The sequence below is a fragment of the Rossellomorea sp. NPDC077527 genome (assembly GCF_044542955.1).
GTDB classification, from domain to species: Bacteria; Bacillota; Bacilli; order Bacillales; family Bacillaceae_B; genus Rossellomorea; species Rossellomorea aquimaris_E.
Map to the genome: position 1 here is coordinate 512,538 of NZ_JBITVL010000003.1, position 20,579 is coordinate 533,116.

The following is a 20,579-nucleotide window of genomic DNA, read 5'->3' on the forward strand; positions in this document are numbered from 1 at the left end:
GATTGCACTAGAACGCAAAAGACATCGCTTACATCCACTTGTGAAAACGATTGCACAACCTATCTCTTATTATACAAACTATAATCCTTTTGACAATACTTTTTTGAAAATTTTTTATAGTATCCACTGAAAAAAGAAAACGCTTTATCCCTCTATATATGTTTTATTGACATCCCTCCCTGTTTCGAATACTCTTTAATTGAAATAAACATGAGGAGGAAACACGATGCTATTGGAAGCTGTTTATCATAGACCGAAAGATAATTATGCATACGCTTGCACTAATAAAGAATTACACATCCGTCTGCGCACCAAGAAGAATGACGTAACCTCTGTCACTCTCCTACACGGTGATCCCTATCAATGGGAAGACGGAAAATGGATGTACGATCGGAAAGATATGGTGATGACCGGTACGGATCATCTATTTGACTATTGGTTCGCTTCCATTACCCCTCCCTACAGGCGTCTTCGATATGGATTTCTTCTTCAAGATGAAAAAGAAGAAATATTTTATGGAGAAAAAGGGTTCAACGAATCCCCATCTGAGGATATTGGTGATTTTTTCTGTTTCCCTTTCTTGAATTCCATTGATGTGTTCAATGCCCCCTCCTGGGTGAAAGATACGGTGTGGTATCAAATTTTCCCGGAACGGTTCGCAAACGGCAATCCTGATAATGATCCTGAAGGAGCACTCGCTTGGAATAGTACAGATCCGACACCAACCAATTTCTTCGGTGGGGACCTGGAAGGCGTAACTCAGAACATTTCTTATTTAAAAGACCTTGGAATCACAGGAATTTATTTCACCCCTATCTTTAAAGCGCACTCCAATCATAAATATGACACAATAGATTATTTTGAGATAGATCCACAGTTCGGTACAAAAGAGACAATGAAGGAATTGATCAAGGTTTGTCATGAGAACGGGATCAAAGTGATGCTGGATGCCGTATTTAACCATAGTGGATTCTATTTCGAACAGTTCCAGGACGTTCTTGAAAATGGTGAAAAATCACGTTACCGTAATTGGTTCCATGTGCATGATTTCCCTTTGGATATTGAGAGTAAGCCTCCTAATTATGATACTTTTGCATTCGAGCCTTCCATGCCGAAGTTAAATACTGAAAATGAAGAGGTTCGTAATTATTTACTGGAGGTCGGACGTTATTGGATCAATGAATTCGATATTGATGGATGGCGCCTGGATGTTGCGAACGAAGTGGATCACCACTTCTGGCGTGAGTTCCGTAAAGAAGTCAAAAATTTAAAACCCGACGTATACATTCTGGGTGAAATCTGGCATGACTCCATGCCCTGGTTAAGAGGTGACCAGTTTGACGCGATCATGAATTATCCATTTACGACAAATCTCTTGAATCTGTTTGCCAAGCAAACGATCTCTCCTGCCGCGTTCGTTGAGAATATGACGTCTGTCGTTCATATGTATCCTAAAAACGTGAATGAAGTAAATTTCAATCTAGTAGGAAGTCATGACACGCCCCGTGTATTGACAGAATGCGGGGAAGACATTCGCCGAGTTAAACAAGTATATACGTTCATGCTCACTTTCACGGGAACACCTTGTATCTATTACGGAGATGAAATTGGTCTTACAGGCGTTCAGGATCCCGGCTGCAGAAAATGTTTCCCTTGGGAAGAAGATCAACATAACCAAGATCTATTTGCACATATCCAAAAGCATATCGCTCTCAGAAAACAGTTTCCTTTACTCAGTAATGAAGGAACTCTTTCCTTCTTACCAGGTGACATACACGAGCATTGTCTTGCCTTTACGAAATCAAACGGAGATGAAACCGTGCTTGTTCTTTTAAACTGCAGTGAAGAATCAACCACATTTACATTACCCTTTGCACTCAAGGGTAAGAAAATCACGAATCTTTGGAGTAACGAAGAATTTGCAGCTGAGGCAGAATCAATCGAAGTGACGCTGGAAGGATTCGGTTTTACCATCATCCAATTCTAGTAAAGTTTTCATAAATGAAGGGACTACACCTCTATGGTTAGTCCCCTTATCTATTTAAGAAGTCTGGCCCCGGCCAAATAAAGGAGCCCCCCTATGAGTAAGAATCAAAAGAACATGACTCTCTTCGCCTTGACCTGGCCGATTTTCATTGAAATCTTCCTTCATATGCTGATGGGAAATGCAGATACGTTAATGCTGAGTCAGTACTCGGATGACTCCGTTGCAGCCGTCGGTGTATCCAACCAGATCCTTTCCCTCATTATTGTAATGTTTGGATTTGTTGCAACGGGGACGGCCATCCTGGTTGCCCAGCATTTAGGAGCAGACGAAAATCGATCAGCCGGCGAAGTGTCCATCGTCTCCATTGCTGTTAATGTAGTATTCGGTCTGGCATTAAGCATCGCCCTTGTGTTTTTCAGTAAGCCGATCCTATTATCGATGGATCTACCTGTCGCTCTCATGAATGAAGCATCTTCCTATCTGAAAATTGTAGGAGGCTTCGCTTTCATCCAGGCCCTGATCATGACGGCAGGGGCCATCATGAGAAGCTATGGCTATACGAAAGACGCCATGTATATCACGATCGGCATGAATATCATCAATGTGATCGGAAACTACTTATTTATTTTCGGACCTTTCGGAGTTCCTGTATTAGGTGTGGAAGGTGTGGCCATATCCACCATCACCTCAAGACTGATTGGATTCGTCGTAAGTATCATCGTGATAAGGAGACGAATACCAAATGCTCTTCCATTCAGGTCACTCTTCAATATTCCCGTCTCACACGTAAAGAATTTATTACGGATTGGGATCCCATCTGCTGGAGAGCACCTATCTTATAACGGATCTCAAATGGTCATCACGTATTTTATCGCAAGTCTTGGAACGAATGCCCTGACGACAAAGGTATATGCCCAGAACTTGATGATGTTCATTTTCTTATTCAGTGTCGCCATCAGTCAGGGAACTCAGATCATCATCGGGCATATGATTGGGGCAAGAGAATTTGACAACGCCTATGAACGGTGCTTAAAAAGCTTAAAGATCGCCATTGTCATCTCTCTCATCATGGCAGGAATTTTCTCCTTTGCAGCAGAGCCTCTTCTCCGGATCTTTACAAGCAACGAAGACATCATTTCACTTGGTAAGGTGTTGATCTATCTGACGATCATCCTCGAACCAGGTAGAAGCTTCAATCTTGTGGTCATCAATGCGCTCAGAGCTACTGGTGACGTCCGGTTCCCAGTTTATATGGGGGTATTATCCATGTGGGGAGTCAGCGTCACTCTTTCCTATATCCTTGGAATCTGGTTCGGTCTCGGACTAATCGGAATCTGGATTTCCTTCATAGCAGACGAATGGCTAAGAGGCATCATCATGCTCAAACGCTGGCGGTCCAAGGTTTGGATACACAAACGGTTCATCCAAAATGATAAAAACGCCTTGTAGAGGGACGGACCTTCCTATGGCACTATGTTATAAAGTCGAACACATTCCCAAAAGAGTCAGCTCTGTTATCTTTGAGTTGGCTCTTTTTCTCTTTTCAAAACAAATTGAAAGCGCGTTCAATTATTTAATGTTAACTTTTTTTACATTAAAACGCTTACATAGCAAATTAATACTTGAACTTTTGTTATTTTCTGAATATGATAAATAATATAACTTATACATGTCATAAAACCTAACATCAAAGAGGCGTATTCAATAAACATTTTAAAAAGGAGGAAATAACGATGAAAAAAGTGGAAGCAATTATCCGTGCAGAAGCATTTCTGTCTCTACGGGAAGCATTATGTCTTCGTGGATTTAGTGGTTTGACCGTATCGGAAGCAGCAGGGTGCGGGAAACAAAAAGGAAAACAAGGGATCTTCAGAGGAAATAAATTCGAACTGCAGTTAGTCCCAAGAGTAAAAGTGGAAATGATCGTCGACGACACTCAAGTGGAAGACATCATCGATCTCATAGTTGAACATTGCAGTACCGAAACCGTGGGAGATGGGAAAATCTTTATTTATCCTGTTGAGGAAGTGATTCGAATCCGTTCAGGGGAACGAGGGAAAAAAGCTGTTTTATAAAACTAATGTTTAATACAACCGCCAAGGTAAAACCAATTATGGAGGGATATCATTGATTAAAAAAATTTCTGCTCTGTCATTTTTGTCATTATTCGTGAGCACTACTGCATTTGCAGCATCCCCTACTGCTGAGTCTGTTCAAGCTTCCGTTGACTCCTTATGGGTCATGATCGCGGCCGTACTCGTATTCTTTATGCACGCCGGATTTGCAATGGTTGAAACAGGATTCACACGGGCAAAGAACTCTCTTAATATCTTGATGAAAAACTTCTTAACTGTAGCCATTGCTTCTGTCTTGTATTTCATCGTTGGATTCGCCTTCATGTTTGGCGGGACTCAAGGTGGGATCATTGGATTGGATAGCTTCTTCCTCTCAGGACGTGAAGACATCGGCTTCTTCCTATTCCAGTCTGTTTTCGCTGCTACTTGTGCAACCATCATTTCCGGTGCTGTTGCCGAAAGAATGAAGCTTAAAAGCTATATTCTTCTGACCATCGCCATGACTGGAATCATTTATCCTATCGTCGGTCATTGGGTTTGGGGAGGAGGATGGCTTTCAGAGCTTGGATTCGTCGATTTCGCCGGTTCTACCGTCGTCCATCTGACCGGCGCAGTCGGTGCCTTCATCACTGTATTATTCCTTGGTGCACGTGTCGGTAAATACAGCAAAGGGAAAGTAAATGTCATACCAGGTCATAATATACCAATTGGCGCACTCGGGGTATTCATTCTCTGGTTTGGATGGTTCGGATTTAATGGGGGCAGCAGCCTGGCAGCCGATCCTACTCTTGTGCCGCAGGTCATCACGACTACATTGTTCTCAGCATCTGCCGCCATCCTTTCATCCGCCTTTTACACGTTATTCAGATATAAACGGATCGATCCGTCCCTTACTCTAAACGGTGCACTCGGTGGACTGGTCGGTATCACTGCCGGCTGTGCCAATGTATCCCTGGTCGGGTCTCTCATCATCGGACTTATTGCTGGTGTCATCCTGGTAGAAGCTGTAACATTCATCGATTCGAAATTGAAAGTCGATGACCCTGTCGGAGCAATTGCCGTTCACGGGATCTGTGGGGTTTGGGGTACAGTGGCAGTAGGATTATTCGATGTTCAAAATGGGGTAATATATGGAGGAGGCGCGACACTCTTAGCTACTCAAGCACTCGGCGTCATCGCTGTCATTGCCTGGACATCCATCACTGTCGGGGGATTCCTCTACATCGTAACGAGAGTATCGAGCATTCGCGTATCACGTGAAGAAGAGCTTTCAGGACTTGACTTTACAGAACATGGATCCAATGCTTATGAATTAAAGGACACTGTGTTGGAATCAAACGTTTCTTCCGTTTCTCCATTCGGTTCTGATTTAGTAGAACGATTGAATTCAATTGGTTCAGGGCAAATGAGCGATAGCGTGAATCAACGAAACACAATTTAATGAATAGAAGGGCTGCTTTTAGCGGCTCTTTTTTTTGTTTGAAATGTTCGATATACAAACATAAGCTCATATGGTAGGCTTTCCAACAGCCTCCATACGAGCTTATTTAAGATATAGAAGAAATGATTTTCTCTTTTGCATCCCTAGACACAAAGTGCTTCTTGGAAAACACATTATAATGATTACCCCTAACCTCATCCAGAATCGCACGATATAATAAGGCAGCTCCCTTTACAGGGGTTCTCGAATACACCGGGTAGAGATGCATAGTACGAAAAGCTTTATCGTAATAATCCTCAGCAAGCTCGGCCATCTCTTCCCATATGGAACAAAAAGCTTCGTTTGCTCTATGTTCAACCAGGTCGTTAATCGTATATTCATATTTCACTAATAAATCCTGGGGAATATATAACCTGCCTCTCTCCAGATCTTCACCGATATCCCTCAGTATATTTGTGAGCTGCATAGCATACCCGAGATGAATGCCATCCTCTCTTAAGTACTGTTCTTTCCCAGGAGCAAGAATCGGCAGGAGCATCAACCCAACAGTACTTGCTACGTGATAAGAATAATCAAGGACATCGTCCATTTTCACATACACTCTTTCACCAAGATCCATCCTTTGACCTTTTATCATGTCCCTGAAGGATTGAACATCCATGTTATATCGCTTGAACACATCATCCAATGCGACCCACATCAGTTCATTCTGGTTATAATCCCCCTTTAAAAAGGATTCGAATTCCACCTCGAATTGACTTAATTCCTCTGAAGGGCTCATGCCTTCATCAACAATATCATCTACCTTACGACAAAATGAATATACAGCCCAAACCGCCTTCTTCTGGTCTTTCGGCAGTAGGGAAAATGCTCTGTAAAACGTTTTAGAATGCAGTTTAATAATATTTTCACATTGATCGTATGCTTCCGAAATCCTGCTCATGCAAGGACACATCCTTCCTTTCAGATTCGATTTTATACTGGTCTTTAAAGGCTTCTGCAACTAGTTTTGCGCCCTGCATGACAATCGGAACTCCTCCACCTGGATGGATGGATGCACCGACCGCAAAGATATTCTTCTCCGCAAACGGTTGTACTTGGGGTCTGAATGGCCCGGATTGTCCTAAACTTGGCGCAATCCCAAAGCTTCCCCCTGAATATAGCCCTTCTTGAACCGCGTCTTCCGGGGTCCTGATCTTTATCCACGAAATCCGTTTCTTCAAGTCAGCGTATCCCCTTTCTTCCATTGTATCCAATACAAGATTGGAAAGATATTCTGAAGCTGATTTCCAGTCTATTTCATCTGAAACTGGAACCGGGATCAAGACATATAGGACGCTTTTCCCTTCAGGAGCTAGTGTAGAATCAACCTTGGAAGGATTAAATACATAAAATGATGGTTCTTTAGGAATTCTCTTATTCTTGAAAATATCCTTCATATTCCCAGAGAAATCTTCATTCAAATAAAATTGATGTATTCTTTTATCATCATAATTCCCGTCGACCCCCATATACAAAAGCACACAGCCTGATGAAGGCTTATAGGATTTCGGTGCCTTCTTCTTCACTAATGTAGATGCAGTGGGAAAATCACCGTTGATAATGACGGATTCGATTTTTTCACGCCGGTCCCCAAGAACGATATGAGTTGCTCTACCACCCGAGGTCTCTATTTCAGAAACAGGTGTACAGGTCTTAATCACAACGCCATTCTTATCGCACGCCTTCCTGAGATGATCAAGCAAACTCGCATATCCGCCTTTGATATAGTAGATGCCGTGCTTGTGCTCACTAAAGGAAACAAGGCTGTAAATAGCAGGTGTGCTGTAAGGATCCCCACCGATGTAAAGTGTTTGCAAACCGTAAGCTGTCTGCAGTTTCCCATGCTGAAAATAATGCTTTAAATTCCCCATCACATTCCGGTAAGCTTTCAACTTAAACAATGAACTCATCGTTTTACGGTTGAGAAAATCCCTCGTTTTCAAAAAGGACGATTCCAGGAACTGAGGTTGCCCGATTGTAAATCGTTCATCCATATCCTTCATAAAACGAAGAAATCCTTCTTCATCTCCCGGGAATTTTTCCTTGATTTCTTCAAATTGCCTATCGACATCAGCATACTTCGTATATGTCAGCCCATCGGCAAAATGGACATCATAAAGGGGGTCGCAGCGGACGAGTTCTATTTCGCCCGTGTCAATTCCAGCCTCCGTCAAGATGGAAAGGAGCATTTCAGGTAATAGAACGATGGTCGGCCCTTTATCAATCTTGTACTCCCCTTCTTGTATAAAAGCAAGACGTCCTCCGATGGTCGCCTCTTTCTCATAGACTGTGACATCATGACCATCCTTTGCCAACAACAATCCAGATATCAGTCCACCAATACCAGACCCTACAACGGCTACTTTCATAAAGCTTCCTCCATCGCCGTTTGTCCTTCCATGAATGAAAAGGACGGATCCTCATTCATCAGCATATTGGTCGAAATCCTTGCTGATTCTAGGATCGTCGGCAGGCCGCTTCCAGGATGCGTCCCCCCTCCGACTAACCAGCAATGTTCCAGTTCTTCAAATTTGTTATGAGGGCGGAGAGCCATCATCTGAGTCAGTTGATGACCAAGGTTAAAGGTGGCTCCTTCATAAATATTGAATTCTGATTCCCAATGATGGGGAGAGATGATTTTCTCAACCATGATATGATCACGGATGTTTTCCAAGCCCGCTTTACGCTCAACCAGGTCTAAAACAAGCTCCCGGAAGGTTTGTTCATTCTCTGACCAATCAATACCGCTTATATTATTCGGTACAGGTGCAAGGATGTACAAGGTGGAATGTCCCGTGGGAGCCAAGGTAGGATCCGTTACACATGCATTTTGAATGTAAATGGAAGGATCACCGGAAAGCGTATAGGTCTCCGTAATTTCTTCAACATTCCTCTTATAATCCTCAGCAAATAGAATACTATGGTGGGGAAGATCATATTGTTTGTCGACTCCCAGATAGATCATAAAAGTAGAACAGGAATATTTTTTCTTTTTCAATTTTTCTTTACTGTATTTCTTCAATACTCCATCTTCAACCAGGTTACTCATCACATGGGCAAAGTCCCCGTTGATGATGACTTCATCTGCCTCGATCTTCTCCCCGTCCTCTGTCATGATTCCCTTCACGACATTTCCATCTTCAATCCACAATTTCCTGACCCCTTCACCGAGATGAATCACACCGCCATGCTCTTTCACGACTTTCTCCATGGCTTTTGATAATTGGTTCAAGCCGCCGATGGGGTGAAAGATCCCGTATTCATGCTCCATGAATGACAGTATGGAGAAAGCACCCGGACATTCCCAGGGGGACATTCCTAAGTATTTTGATTGGAAAGTAAACGCCAATCTCAATTCATGGTCCGTAAAATAATCACTTAACACACTATAAAGGGATTTACCCAGGGACAATTGAGGAAGTGCTCTCAAAACCTTCCAGCTGATATATTGATAATATCTATCCATCGGGCTTTGCAAAATCGGTTTTAAACGGGTCATTTTCTTACGGGTATCATTCATAAAACGCTTATACCCTTCTGAGTTTCCAGGATAATGACGCTCGATTTCCCTGGATAATTGTTCAGGATCCTTATACATTTGCACCTTTTTATCGGTAAATATAAGTTCATACATTACAGAGAGTTCCTTTAAATCCACATAGTCATGAAGATTTCTTCCTGAAGCTTCGAATAATTCTTCTGCAATTTCCGGCATACTTAAGAATGTCGGTCCGATATCGAACGTATAGCCATCCATCGTGACAGAGCCATTTCGCCCTCCTACAAATGATTGCTTCTCAAATATCTCTACATTATATCCCTTACTGGCAAGGAGCATCGCTGCAGCCAATCCTCCGGGACCCGCGCCGATGACAATTATCTTTTTGGCCATTGTGATAGCCTCCAATATCATTTATTTGTACAATTATTATACAATACTTATACAATTGTTTTCCACCAGAATGAACCTTCAAACTGTTTTTTTCAGAATGATCGTCTTCTTTCATTTCTAATGAGCTTGTCCTCCTCATTGGAAACACTAATTAACCGCCATCAGGACTCTTTCCGTTCTATGTTGCTGCTATTAAACAACAACGTTCATTCATTCAAAACTTGAAAGAAGAAAGAGACACAGTAAAGAGAGATTTCTCTTTTTACTATGCCTCCTTTTCAAATCATTATTACTTTAAATCTATGTTTGTACCGTTCTCTTAATTCTCATTCCCGGAATGAACCAATGCCCTATTCCACGATTTCGATATTATAATCCTTGAACCACACATGGATCTGGGCAAGATGAGCAAGTAACTGCGGACCGGTCATGAGTTGGCCGTACCAGGGGACTTCAAAGGCGGCTCCACCCGTTGCGGCAATTTCTTTCAGCTTCTCTTCATCAAACAATTCATACAGGACGCTTGATTGGTCTTCAAGTATCTCATTCAACCAATCACTGACCATTTTCGTATACACGGGATGATGGGTTTTCGGGTACGGACTTTTCTTTCGATACAGGACTTCATGAGGCAGTATTCCCTCCAGTGCCTTTCTGAGGATGCCTTTTTCTCTTCCTTCGTGCATTTTCATCTCCCACGGAATGTTCCACACATATTCGACAAGTCTATGGTCTGCAAACGGTACCCTGACCTCAAGGCTTGCTCCCATACTCATGCGATCCTTCCGATCTAATAATGTCGTCATGAACCATAGAAGATTCAAATAGAATAATTGTCTTCTCTTGGTTTCCACTTCATTCTCCCCTTCAAGCAAAGGGGTTTCCGCAACCGTGCGGTCATATTGCTCGAGGACATATTCCTCCAGATTCAGTTTCTTACTCCACTCTTCCTTTAGAAGGCCCTGACGTTCAGCTGTGGAGCGCATCCACGGGAAGCCTCTGCGATTAAAGTCTTCCGGCCTGTGGAACCATGGATATCCACCGAAGATTTCATCTGCACATTCTCCGGAAAGTCCCACCGTGAAGTCCTGTTTAATTTCCCGGCAGAACCATAGGAGAGACGAATCAACATCGGCCATTCCCGGCAGGTCCCTTACATGAACCGCCTCAATCAGATGATCCTTTAACGCTTGTTGACTGATCTCACAGCGATGGTGGATCGTATCAAATTCCGACGTCATCTTTTCAATCCAAGGTGCATCTGAGTTCGGCTGAAAATCGTTCGCTTTAAAATATTGATCATTTTCCTCATAATCAATGGAATACGTATGGAGATTCCCTTTCCCTTCCTCTTTATAACGATTTGCTGCCACTGCCGTAATCGCGCTGGAATCAAGTCCTCCAGATAAGAATGTGCAAAGAGGAACATCGGACACAAGCTGCCTCTGAATGGCATCCGTAAGCAGAAAGCGTACTTTAGAGACTGTTTCTATAAAGGAATCGGTATGTTCCTCACTTTTCACATTCCAGTACCTCCAACTATTGACCCCTTTTTTCGAGAAGATCATGGCATGGGCCGGACGCAGCTCCTTCACTCCTTTAAACACACCATTTCCAGGAGTGCGGGATGGACCGAGACCCAGCACTTCCGCTAAACCTTGAAGATCCACCTGGGGCCGAACATCGGGGTGAGCAAGCAAAGCTTTTATTTCAGAACCGAATAATAACCCTTCATCCTTTTCGAAATAAAATAAAGGCTTTACGCCCATTCTGTCCCTTCCTATAAATACATGTTCCTTCTCACTGTCCCATACCGCAAAGGCAAAAATACCATTTAAATGATGAACGCATTCCTCCCTCCACTCAATATAAGAGGTTAATAACACCTCCGTATCAGAATGTCCCTTGAAGGCATAACCCTTTTCAATAAGTACTTTTCGCAAATCTTCTGTATTGTATAATTCTCCGTTATAGCAGATGGTGAAGAGATGGCCGTTATGTTGAAGGCTCATAGGCTGCCTTCCACCTGCAGGATCGACTACGATCAATCGTTTATGGCCAAAGGCAACGTGTCGATCCATCCACACGTTCGTTTCATCCGGCCCTCTTTTAGAAAGGGTTTCTGCCATTTTTTCAACAACATCTTTTTGATTCGACAAATCTTGTTTATAATGGATCCAACCTGTAATTCCGCACATGGTGATCATCCTCACTTTCTCGTCAAACAAACTGGGCTCACTGACACATAAATTATTCTATGCTCACAGCCATAAATGGTTAATTGTCTCAATCAATCTTTACATGAATGAAATATGATAATTATGACAAGAAATGTAGTTAAGGAGGGATATTCACTTGAGCAACATATTTCGATCAAACATTTTAAAATCCCAAAAAAGATCCTTTTCCGAAGGCACTGCATTATTCGAAGAGGATACGTGGTTCTTTTTCGAAATCGATGCAGAGGAAGAATCCGAGCTCGAATTTTACCTCAATCATGAATTAAAAGTGTATAGAGATGGGGACTGGCTCTCCGGTGTTCTCTTAGAAGACGGTATCATTGTCACACCTTATGAGCGAATTAGAATCGAGAATGGCGATCGAATTCAAATAAAGAAGAATATATTGTATTCGCTGGAGAATTTATTAGAAGAAATTTCTGATGATGCCTTTCATCAATTTACAACGGCACTGAATAATCTGGGTTACTCTATCTATGATAGTATCTTTTGCCACAATCACCTTGTGTTCCTCGGCAACCAAAAAATCAAAGAAGGCGTGAACTTTATCACCTTCGATAACGGTGTCGAAGTGTGTGCCGTTCAGCATCACTTCACCTATTATAAAAAGAAACGGGATCGCTTCGAATTCACCCTGAGTACAGGTAGACGCATCGTAATTGAAAGTTTCAACCTTTGATTTGCCAACATACTCAAAAAAAATAACAAATGCCTGTCAGCTCTATCGACAGGCATTTGTTATGTTAAGAATCCTGACTCGTCACAAGGTGCAGATTCTTTAAATAGGTGTTCATATTATCCAGCGTCATGGGTCTTTCAATAAGATATCCTTGTGCATAATCGCAGCCAAGCTGGTCCAGAAGCTCTAATTGTTCCATTGTTTCCACACCTTCTGCCACAACCTTCATATTCAAACCTTTCCCCATTGTGGCGATCGACTGAACAATCGCTACATCCGGTGTATGGTCACTCATATTCTGTACGAAGGAACGATCAATCTTCAGAATATGAAGAGGAAGGTGCTTTAAATAACTGAGTGATGAATAACCTGTTCCAAAATCGTCAATTGCAAGCTTCACTCCCAATTCAGCCAGTGATCTCATCACTTCGATGGTATGAGCCGCATCATGGAGCATGATCGTCTCTGTTAATTCCAAACAGAGGTATTCAGGCTGCAGTCCGGATAGTAATAATGCTTCTTTCACATCACAGTGAAATGTAGGATGCTGGAACTGCTGTGCAGACACATTGACGGAAATATAAAACTTCGCATTTTGTTGATCTAACCATTTCTTCAGCTGTAAACAGGATTCCACCAGCACCCATTTTCCAATGTCATAAATCAGTCCCGTTTCTTCTGCAAGCGGAATGAACTCAGCTGGGGAAATTAATCCCCATAAGGGGTGCTGCCACCTTAATAATGACTCGCAGCCGATAAGCGATTGATTTGAAATGTCAATAATCGGCTGAAACGCGACGAACAGCTCCTCCCGCTCTATCGCTTTCCGCAAATGGGCTTCCATTTCAACCTTGCGGGTATTCTCTTCCTTCATCCCCTTGGAAAAGTAAACGGTATTATTCCCACCCTTTGATTTCGCCCATGTCAGAGCAGAATCGGCGTTCCGCAACAAATCGGTCGACTCTTCACCATCCCGCGGAAAAATACCTACGCCTATGCTGACTGAAATGTAGAACTCTTTGCCTTTATACGTGAAAGGTGCCTGTATCGTTTTCAATATATCTTCTGTGATAGCTGAAATAGAGGATTCATTCACATCTTTCGTGAGCAGAACCGTAAAGGTATCTCCACTGAATCGCCCCAAGTATGCCCCTTTAGGCAGAGTGCCCTGGATCCTCAGGGCAAGTTCTTTAATGATTAGATCCCCAGCCCAATGCCCGAGAGTATCGTTGATGATCTTAAAACGGTCCATATCCAGGAATAAAACAGCCATTTCCCTTTTTTTCTTGTTGGCCCTCTCAATATGTTCATCTACTAATTCTCTGAATTTCATTTTATTGGGAAGATCTGTTTCACCATCGAAATAGGCAAGCTGTGTAATCTTCTTCTCGAATTGCCGCTCTTTCGTGACATTTCTACCTATCCCGAAGATCCCTACACACTTTCCATCAACGGTGATGGGGATATTTTTGATTTGAAAGAAATTGACTTCACCGTTTTTGGAGGCAATCGGAAGATCATAATACTGCTCTCTCCCGTCCATCGCACGGTAAAAATGTCTTCTCACACGCCCCACGTCTTCTTCCCTGATAAATTGCAGGGCTGACTTCCCAAGAATCTCTTCTTTCGTGTAGCCAAAGGTTTTTATAAAGGAAGGGTTGAGTGAATTAAATCTCCCACTCAAATCCGTACTATAAACAAAATCTGTATTATTATCGAAGAGTGACCGATAGTACTCCTCTGAGATTTGGATATTTTGCGTCAGTTCCTTGATATCCTTTTCTGCTGTATTGATTAAGTGGGTTAACGACATCATGACATCGGAATCAGGCGTTAACTGAAAATCCACCTTCATATTCCGGATGGGTTCACGTACCCCTTCTGACAGACCAAGATACGTTAAGGAATGGGCCAGAAGTTTCACTTTATCGTCCCTCTGCCCGAATTCACCATAAGTAAAGAATCCACTCACTGGTGATATACGATTGAAATAGGTGAGTTCCTGGTCCGTTACATCACGTATGTATCTTCTTCTTGCAACACAATGATAGACAAAATGGGCTTCCACTGGATGGCGTTTCAATTGGGACAGAAGTTTCGTAGTGGAGTAAATCAAATCCTCCACGCTTACAAATCCAAAGGATACCTTATCCCCCACTCTCACTTCATGACTCAGTTCCACACTTCCATTTGGAAGTACATTTATGATATAGACTGCCATCTTTTTCTTCAATTCCTGCAAAAGAAATGGGAATTCGATGGATGAGTCCGGTAGATCCTTTACAAACCTCTTCCCTAAATAGGTTTCGAGGATCCGAATGGGTTTCACGTCATTCATTTCCTCAAGAATATTCCCCTTTGCCTTCGTAATGTTGAACGTCGGGCCGACTTCCTGCCATTCTTCTATGGCATTGGAACGAACCAATAATTCTTCATGACTCAAAGACGCCGTTACGAATCCGTCGGGTGATATTCCATGATTCGTGAATACATAGGTCGGTCTTTTATTCGGCAGGTCAGACGAAACACCTCCGACGATGACGATTTCATTTCCTTCCTCAGAAACACCTTCCAGGAATTCCTGAACCCCCAGCTGTAAGTGACTGGAAAAAACAATAAAAACCTTTGTATCAGATTTCCTCATCTCTTCGTACAGCCGTTTACCTAGTTGCTTACTTGAACCTGTTTTCTCTTGTAACAGCGAATCGACCTTTGTTTTCTCAAATACCGTAAACGATAAGACGACCTCTGTAACAATCCGCCCATCGCTCACTTGACCGTTTGAACTGCAGCCAATGAGTGTCCCGTAGGGTAACAGCCGATTGATTTGACTTTGCAGTTCTTCGATGACCGCAATTGGGGAATCCCCGACAAAGGCCTGGATCAAAAGATGAGCGTGTTGGTCTAAATCATGCTTATTTATGAATTCGCTTAGGGAGTGCTCGTCATGATATATGAGTTGAAAGGACTTTATCATTTTCTACACCTACTTGATAGACATCGTTTCTACCAAAATACCACAATTCGACAGATTTGGATATTCATTTATATAGAAATGGCCCCGTCAGCATCTCACAGATCACCTTTCTAAAGCCGCAATGAATATAAAAAAAGTTGACCCATTATAGAGCCAACTTCTTCAACCATTATGCAAATGGATGCCAACCTAACGGTAAACGTAAACCTAAATACAGAACAAGTAGTAAAGAGACCACCAACAATATCCAGAACATATTGGTGCTTTTGCCTTTATTCGTGCGGACGAGGACCATTTCAAACATTCCGATCACCCAGATACCGACTAGGCCTTTGATGCCATAAAGAGCTGGGTCAAGTCCTTGGTGCTTCCAGAATAAAAGAGCACCCGTTAAAATGATCAGCAAGTAGAATAATCGTAAAATCATATGTACAATTTTCATGCCTTTGTTCTTTCCTGCATTATGCAAGCCGACGGCTACAAAGAAAAGAATGATGGCAACGACCCACGTTGTAATATGGGCATGTGTAGTATCAAACATAATGAACCTCCTACAGGTAGATAGTTTACGCTCATAATATTACCACAGTCTGTACAACAACAGAAATTTAAACTAGGCCTGTAACGGATTTGTCAAAATTCCCAACCCTTCGATTGTGATTTCCACCTTATCCCCCTTCTTAAGAAAACGCGGAGGCTTGAATCCTTTTCCCACTCCTGATGGGGTTCCTGTCGCAATGATATCTCCCGGTTCAAGAGTCATTCCTTTAGACAGAGTGGATATAATGGTAGGAATAGTAAAGATCATTTCTCCTGTATTGGATGATTGCCTGATTTCACCATTAACCTTTGTTATGATGAACAGGTTGTGAGGATCATCGACTTCATCTTTCGTCACAAGATAGGGTCCCATCGGACAAGTTGTATCCAGGCTTTTCCCAATGAAGAATTGTCCGTGCTTCTTCTGAAGATCACGAGCTGTCAAATCATTCAAAATGGAATAACCAAATACATACTCCATTGCATCTTCAGGTGAAATCCCTCTCCCCTTCTTTCCGATGATGACGGCGAGTTCTCCTTCATAATCAAGTTCTTCCGTGATATCGCCGTGATGAAGCACCGTTTCTTTGTGACCGATGACCGTATTGGTCGCTTTGGTAAACATCATGATGCTTTTAGGGATATCTTGTTCACCACCCATTTCGATGGCATGATCCCGATAGTTTTTTCCTACACACATGATATTTCGCTTCACTCTCGGAATCGGTGCTAGCCATTCCACTTCATTTTGATCAAAAGAAGGGAGGTCCTGACCTTTTTCATTAATAATGTGATCCACATTTTCCAGAAAATCATTTCCCCGTTCAATCCCCTGAATCAATTCACCCGGCAACCCCATAACCCCTGCTAAATCAAGGATTCTTCCGTTCCGTTCCACCCCGAATGTTTCTTTTCCGCCTACCTTATAACTAATGAATTTCACCGCTGTTCATCCCCTTTTCAAGTTATCCTTTTCCCTTTTCAACTACGTTCCTTTTGCCATAACTTAATACCCGCCAAATCTTTTCAACTGGACCATATGTAAACTTGGATAACCATATCTCTGATAGGATCACTTGTATGACATAGATCCCCACTGCGAGCATCGTCCCAGTCGTTAAAGTCACTTCTCCATAGAGTCCAAAACCATATGAATAGAAAAGAAGTGTTCCGATGATCGATTGCATCAGATAATTGGTGAGGGACATCTTCCCAACTGAAGCGAGTGGCTTGCTCCATTTCATGATTTTTTGATTCAACAATAATAATGAAAGGATTATTGCATAAGATACTGATAAGAACGGACCTCCAAAAAAGTCCTGGATATAGGAATAAGCAAAATTATGTTCTATGATGAGTGGCAGTGATTTGATGATGATTCCAAAGAGTAACGTGATTCCTCCAATAATCATCCAAATCTTCTTATAGGATCTTACTTTTTCTAATAGTTGACATTTACTTGCCCCTGCCCCGATCATCATCATTGGCAGGATCGACAGTAACAAGAATATGAGATTGTTAGGTGAATTCACCATATACCAGTCTTGAAAGCGTTGCTCCATGATACTGCTGAAACTTCCCGATGCATAGGCGGCAACTGAATTCTGCAATGCGGCAATATCCGTATACTCAGTCACACCCGTCGGATCTGCAAAGGTCATCAATACTAGTAGTATACTGAAAAAAGCTTGAGGCAACAGAAATAAGATACCACCCAGCCACATCAATGCCTTTCCGGAAAGCCTCATGAATGCCAGAAGAACTAATCCAAACACGGCGTAATTAATCAGGATATCCCCTGACCAGATCAAGAAGGCATGGATACACCCGATTCCCAATAAAATAAGAAGTCTTCTGATTCCAAATCGGTAGAAGGACGTTCCCTTATCCTCAGCCCTTTGCTGCTGGATCCCTAGTCCATATCCGAACATCATGGCGAATAACGGATAAAAGCTTGCTTGAATCAAAACGTCAATCCATGGGTAGAGGGCGACATCTTCAGGCGTCTTCCACCACGTATACGGATCCAAATACAGAAATGGGGAATGAAAAGAAATCATGTTAATGATAAAGATGCCGAGTAATGAGAATCCCCTGATCACATCAAGGCTAACGATACGTTCTGTTTGTTCAATTGGTGACATGGTGTTCATTCATTTTCCTCCGATAAATTAATCTTGATTCCATTCTAACCTGAAAAAGGAAATTAGGCGATTATCACCTATTCATGTTCTTAACATAGAATAACAATAATTAACTTTGTCTTAAAGGTGTGAGTCACAATGCCCGCAATCGTAGGAATTGCTCAAGTCGTCAATGTCGGTTCCAGCGCCGTTTTCCATATTGGGGATGTATTTAACATCAGTCCGATTTCAACAGCCAAAACCTTTGCCGGGGCAGGTTCATTCATAACAGGAAAGGGAATTTCGGTTTATAATGAAAGCTCCTTGACCTACACCGTGGATGACGATGGAGTGGATCAGGGAATAAACTTTAACTTATGAGTGTGATGCCGAATGTCGAATTATTATATTCAACAATCTATACAAATTCAATTTATTAAAATAGGAGGAATGTCCAATTCTTCCATCCTCCAGATTGGAACATGCGGTCAAATTACGACCAATGACTTTCTTTATAATACAGGGGGCTATACCGAGCCTGCCCCTGAAGCCGAGAAAAACGGAAATGGAGGTACTCCTCCTTCTGTTTCACCACTTGTTCCATTGCAAACGCCAAGATAAGTGAATCGCGACAAAAGAAAGAGGTGGCAGTATGAACAATTACTATATGACCCCACAACAACTCTATCAATATATCGAGATGTTGAATTCGAAAATTGTCGCGTTGGAAAAGAAAGTGGATGACCTGTCACAGGAATTAACCACCCTCAGGGATACCCCGAAAATCAATGTTGAGAAAATCGAATATAAATTCGACCAGCTTAAAGTAGAATCTCTCGACGGCACGCTGAATATCGGACTGAATCCAAGCAATTTAAAGGAAACCATTGAAGACCTAGCAGTTGAGCCCAATGTCGATGTTAAAACGATCAAAAACTTAGAGCCTTATAAGGAGAGGATTACTTCAGAAATAAAAGCGTATATCGATTCAGAATTACCAACCCTCATCCAGGATAACGAAATGCAATTCCAGCGTTCTCTTGATCCGTCCTATTACGAAATGATACAGCAGGATCTGCTGAATCAAATGCCACAGAGAATTGACTTCTATTTACAAAACATCCCCTATATTGAATCGAAACAACAGGAAGGAGAATGGGAAAGGAAAATCATCGACAAAATTAAAAAGGACATCGAAACGGCCCTTTTCTCCTTTATGTCTCAAATCCCAGACCATATGGAAGGAATGAAGAACAATGAACCTCCAAGTAATCAATCGTGAATTAACCGTCGGAAATATCGATATTGCAGGGGTGGCCAGTTCCTCCCTCGTTCTCGTTGGGGATGCTGACATCATTCAGCTTGCCTCTGCTTTCGATACCCCTCCGGAATCACTCATCATCGGTCCATTCGTTCCTCTTACCCCTAAGTGATTATGCTTAAGAGATACTCGATCGTCAACTCTTTAGAAGGTGTTACCTTGGCCTTTAGTTCTCTTTATCAGATAGGGGATTCACAAAATATAAATGCACTGTCGAAAGCTTACGCCGTACAGCGTGAGAAGGAATTTTTCTTAACAAGCGAAGGCACTTTCGATTCTGAAGTGTTTACGAGTCCGATAGAGCTCCCCCGCATCAACCCGAATATAAGGGTAAACAGATTAAATCTTTGTCCGATCAAAGTGAACAATATGTATATACGTGCTACATCATTTTCGTCCATCATCCACATAGGGAACACTTGCAATGTGTATATGGAAGGTAGAGTCAAAAATATTCGTCAGCTCGAAAAGGAAAAGGGTGAAGAGGAGCAAAATTTTGAAACAATCGAAGAACCTAACTAGGGTGTTACTCATCTTTAACAAACCGCTTTTCTCATGAACCATCCCGTCGAGTTCACATAGGTTACTAATATAGACAAATCAAAAGAGGATGTTGATTATGCCCGCTTTAGTAGGTCCTGTCGCTATTCTTAACGTAGGTGGGGGAAGTGTTCAGTTTGGTGACACCGCTATTATTTCACCGAAGTCAGCGTCTAAGACATTTGGCGGATCCGGTTCCTTCAATACGGGTCCATTTCAATTAAGCTACAATGTCTTCAGCGTAAGTACCACCTTTGATTGTAACGTCGTAGACCAGCCAATAACCGGAAATAACTAAGACAACAAAAAGCCTATCAGGAGGCTTTTTGTTTTTTTATGAACTATCGTTTCTTTCTGCGTTCTACACTTTTCTTTGTTTTAATTAACTTGGTGGAAGGCTGCTTCCGTATCCATTTAATGAATGCATGGATTTTTTCATCTTTTCTTAAATCTTCAATCGTGTTCAACCTGACTCCCAGTTCATCATTGGTGTACAGGGAGTGTATCTGTTTATGACACGGAATACAAAGCTGCGCAGTGGGCAGGAATGTGCCGCCCACCTCTTTAGGTGTGAGATGATGAACCGTGATTTCGACGTTTCCCCTGGAACATAATTCACATGTGCCGACCGTTCTCTTCCCCATCTTCCATCATCCCTCTATACGTAATTAGTATAGGTTTTCCCTCATCTCTTAAAAAAACACTTCAAAGCATGGCTTTGA

At 42.2% G+C, this 20,579-nt stretch carries 20 protein-coding genes; 11 read left to right on the forward strand and 9 right to left on the reverse strand.

What is annotated here, in order from left to right; translation table 11 throughout:
* Positions 1 to 226 precede the first annotated feature (226 nt).
* The 4 genes from ACIGG7_RS12530 (at position 227) to ACIGG7_RS12545 (ending at position 5,503) form a co-directional block, all read left to right on the forward strand.
* Entirely contained in the window at positions 227 to 1,987 is a 1,761-nt protein-coding gene (locus tag ACIGG7_RS12530; RefSeq protein WP_397549920.1) for an alpha-glycosidase, read from the forward strand.
* A gap of 93 nt (positions 1,988 to 2,080) precedes the next feature.
* Positions 2,081 to 3,436 carry an MATE family efflux transporter gene (locus ACIGG7_RS12535; protein ID WP_397549921.1) on the forward strand — a complete coding sequence of 452 codons (1,356 nt, stop codon included), beginning with the start codon at positions 2,081 to 2,083 and terminating at the stop codon, positions 3,434 to 3,436.
* Between the two features lie 284 nt (positions 3,437 to 3,720).
* On the forward strand, positions 3,721 to 4,062 hold the full coding sequence (locus ACIGG7_RS12540; protein WP_224941575.1) for a P-II family nitrogen regulator: 342 nt from the start codon (positions 3,721 to 3,723) through the stop codon (positions 4,060 to 4,062).
* 52 nt (positions 4,063 to 4,114) lie between these two features.
* Complete coding sequence (locus ACIGG7_RS12545) at positions 4,115 to 5,503, forward strand: ammonium transporter (RefSeq protein WP_397549922.1); 1,389 nt, start codon at positions 4,115 to 4,117, stop codon at positions 5,501 to 5,503.
* Between the two features lie 106 nt (positions 5,504 to 5,609).
* Here the strand turns inward: ACIGG7_RS12545 and ACIGG7_RS12550 are convergent, their stop codons facing one another.
* The 4 genes from ACIGG7_RS12550 to asnB form a co-directional block, all read right to left on the reverse strand.
* Positions 5,610 to 6,446, reverse strand: coding sequence for a phytoene/squalene synthase family protein (locus tag ACIGG7_RS12550; RefSeq protein WP_397549923.1), 837 nt, complete (start codon positions 6,444 to 6,446; stop codon positions 5,610 to 5,612).
* Positions 6,412 to 7,914, reverse strand: coding sequence for a phytoene desaturase family protein (locus ACIGG7_RS12555; protein WP_397549924.1), 1,503 nt, complete (start codon positions 7,912 to 7,914; stop codon positions 6,412 to 6,414). Before ACIGG7_RS12555 ends, ACIGG7_RS12550 begins: the two co-directional genes overlap by 35 nt.
* On the reverse strand, positions 7,911 to 9,437 hold the full coding sequence (locus tag ACIGG7_RS12560; RefSeq protein ID WP_397549925.1) for a phytoene desaturase family protein: 1,527 nt from the start codon (positions 9,435 to 9,437) through the stop codon (positions 7,911 to 7,913). The genes ACIGG7_RS12555 and ACIGG7_RS12560 overlap by 4 nt, the downstream gene beginning before the upstream one ends.
* 350 nt (positions 9,438 to 9,787) lie before the next feature.
* Entirely contained in the window at positions 9,788 to 11,644 is a 1,857-nt protein-coding gene (asnB, locus tag ACIGG7_RS12565) for an asparagine synthase (glutamine-hydrolyzing) (RefSeq protein WP_397549926.1), read from the reverse strand.
* 148 nt (positions 11,645 to 11,792) lie between these two features.
* Between asnB and ACIGG7_RS12570 the strand changes: the two genes are divergently transcribed.
* Complete coding sequence (locus tag ACIGG7_RS12570) at positions 11,793 to 12,356, forward strand: DUF2777 family protein (protein WP_397549927.1); 564 nt, start codon at positions 11,793 to 11,795, stop codon at positions 12,354 to 12,356.
* Positions 12,357 to 12,420: 64 nt separating this feature from the next.
* Here the strand turns inward: ACIGG7_RS12570 and ACIGG7_RS12575 are convergent, their stop codons facing one another.
* The 4 genes from ACIGG7_RS12575 to ACIGG7_RS12590 form a co-directional block, all read right to left on the reverse strand.
* On the reverse strand, positions 12,421 to 15,333 hold the full coding sequence (locus ACIGG7_RS12575) for a bifunctional diguanylate cyclase/phosphodiesterase (protein ID WP_397549928.1): 2,913 nt from the start codon (positions 15,331 to 15,333) through the stop codon (positions 12,421 to 12,423).
* Positions 15,334 to 15,502: 169 nt separating this feature from the next.
* Complete coding sequence (locus ACIGG7_RS12580) at positions 15,503 to 15,874, reverse strand: YisL family protein (protein ID WP_397549929.1); 372 nt, start codon at positions 15,872 to 15,874, stop codon at positions 15,503 to 15,505.
* 72 nt (positions 15,875 to 15,946) lie between these two features.
* Positions 15,947 to 16,816, reverse strand: coding sequence for a fumarylacetoacetate hydrolase family protein (locus tag ACIGG7_RS12585; protein ID WP_397549930.1), 870 nt, complete (start codon positions 16,814 to 16,816; stop codon positions 15,947 to 15,949).
* 22 nt (positions 16,817 to 16,838) lie between these two features.
* Entirely contained in the window at positions 16,839 to 18,026 is a 1,188-nt protein-coding gene (locus ACIGG7_RS12590) for a DUF418 domain-containing protein (protein ID WP_397549931.1), read from the reverse strand.
* Between the two features lie 129 nt (positions 18,027 to 18,155).
* On the opposite strand from ACIGG7_RS12590, the gene ACIGG7_RS12595 reads away from it, so the two are divergent.
* From ACIGG7_RS12595 to ACIGG7_RS12620, 6 genes are all read left to right on the forward strand, one after another.
* Complete coding sequence (locus ACIGG7_RS12595; RefSeq protein ID WP_397549932.1) at positions 18,156 to 18,377, forward strand: spore germination protein; 222 nt, start codon at positions 18,156 to 18,158, stop codon at positions 18,375 to 18,377.
* 12 nt (positions 18,378 to 18,389) lie between these two features.
* Positions 18,390 to 18,617 (forward strand): spore germination protein GerPB, encoded by a 228-nt coding sequence (locus ACIGG7_RS12600; protein WP_224941587.1) that lies wholly within the window; start codon positions 18,390 to 18,392, stop codon positions 18,615 to 18,617.
* A gap of 31 nt (positions 18,618 to 18,648) precedes the next feature.
* Entirely contained in the window at positions 18,649 to 19,278 is a 630-nt protein-coding gene (gene gerPC, locus ACIGG7_RS12605; protein WP_224941588.1) for a spore germination protein GerPC, read from the forward strand.
* On the forward strand, positions 19,253 to 19,429 hold the full coding sequence (locus ACIGG7_RS12610; RefSeq protein WP_224941589.1) for a spore gernimation protein GerPD: 177 nt from the start codon (positions 19,253 to 19,255) through the stop codon (positions 19,427 to 19,429). The genes gerPC and ACIGG7_RS12610 overlap by 26 nt, the downstream gene beginning before the upstream one ends.
* 2 nt (positions 19,430 to 19,431) lie before the next feature.
* Complete coding sequence (locus ACIGG7_RS12615; RefSeq protein ID WP_224941590.1) at positions 19,432 to 19,839, forward strand: spore germination protein GerPE; 408 nt, start codon at positions 19,432 to 19,434, stop codon at positions 19,837 to 19,839.
* 97 nt (positions 19,840 to 19,936) lie between these two features.
* Positions 19,937 to 20,155 (forward strand): spore germination protein, encoded by a 219-nt coding sequence (locus ACIGG7_RS12620; RefSeq protein WP_224941591.1) that lies wholly within the window; start codon positions 19,937 to 19,939, stop codon positions 20,153 to 20,155.
* Between the two features lie 43 nt (positions 20,156 to 20,198).
* Here the strand turns inward: ACIGG7_RS12620 and ACIGG7_RS12625 are convergent, their stop codons facing one another.
* On the reverse strand, positions 20,199 to 20,501 hold the full coding sequence (locus ACIGG7_RS12625; RefSeq protein ID WP_224941592.1) for an HNH endonuclease: 303 nt from the start codon (positions 20,499 to 20,501) through the stop codon (positions 20,199 to 20,201).
* Positions 20,502 to 20,579: the final 78 nt, after the last annotated feature.

Coding starts and splice junctions, on each gene's coding strand:
- ACIGG7_RS12600 (WP_224941587.1), top strand. CDS start 18,390: ATGTCGAATTATTATATTCAACAATCTATACAAATTCAATTTATTAAA.
- ACIGG7_RS12610 (WP_224941589.1), top strand. CDS start 19,253: ATGAACCTCCAAGTAATCAATCGTGAATTAACCGTCGGAAATATCGAT.
- ACIGG7_RS12535 (WP_397549921.1), top strand. CDS start 2,081: ATGAGTAAGAATCAAAAGAACATGACTCTCTTCGCCTTGACCTGGCCG.
- ACIGG7_RS12580 (WP_397549929.1), bottom strand. CDS start 15,874: ATGTTTGATACTACACATGCCCATATTACAACGTGGGTCGTTGCCATC.
- ACIGG7_RS12595 (WP_397549932.1), top strand. CDS start 18,156: ATGCCCGCAATCGTAGGAATTGCTCAAGTCGTCAATGTCGGTTCCAGC.
- ACIGG7_RS12540 (WP_224941575.1), top strand. CDS start 3,721: ATGAAAAAAGTGGAAGCAATTATCCGTGCAGAAGCATTTCTGTCTCTA.
- ACIGG7_RS12530 (WP_397549920.1), top strand. CDS start 227: ATGCTATTGGAAGCTGTTTATCATAGACCGAAAGATAATTATGCATAC.
- ACIGG7_RS12625 (WP_224941592.1), bottom strand. CDS start 20,501: ATGGGGAAGAGAACGGTCGGCACATGTGAATTATGTTCCAGGGGAAAC.
- ACIGG7_RS12620 (WP_224941591.1), top strand. CDS start 19,937: ATGCCCGCTTTAGTAGGTCCTGTCGCTATTCTTAACGTAGGTGGGGGA.
- asnB (WP_397549926.1), bottom strand. CDS start 11,644: ATGATCACCATGTGCGGAATTACAGGTTGGATCCATTATAAACAAGAT.
- ACIGG7_RS12615 (WP_224941590.1), top strand. CDS start 19,432: ATGCTTAAGAGATACTCGATCGTCAACTCTTTAGAAGGTGTTACCTTG.
- ACIGG7_RS12555 (WP_397549924.1), bottom strand. CDS start 7,914: ATGAAAGTAGCCGTTGTAGGGTCTGGTATTGGTGGACTGATATCTGGA.
- gerPC (WP_224941588.1), top strand. CDS start 18,649: ATGAACAATTACTATATGACCCCACAACAACTCTATCAATATATCGAG.
- ACIGG7_RS12550 (WP_397549923.1), bottom strand. CDS start 6,446: ATGAGCAGGATTTCGGAAGCATACGATCAATGTGAAAATATTATTAAA.
- ACIGG7_RS12560 (WP_397549925.1), bottom strand. CDS start 9,437: ATGGCCAAAAAGATAATTGTCATCGGCGCGGGTCCCGGAGGATTGGCT.
- ACIGG7_RS12575 (WP_397549928.1), bottom strand. CDS start 15,333: ATGATAAAGTCCTTTCAACTCATATATCATGACGAGCACTCCCTAAGC.
- ACIGG7_RS12590 (WP_397549931.1), bottom strand. CDS start 18,026: ATGAACACCATGTCACCAATTGAACAAACAGAACGTATCGTTAGCCTT.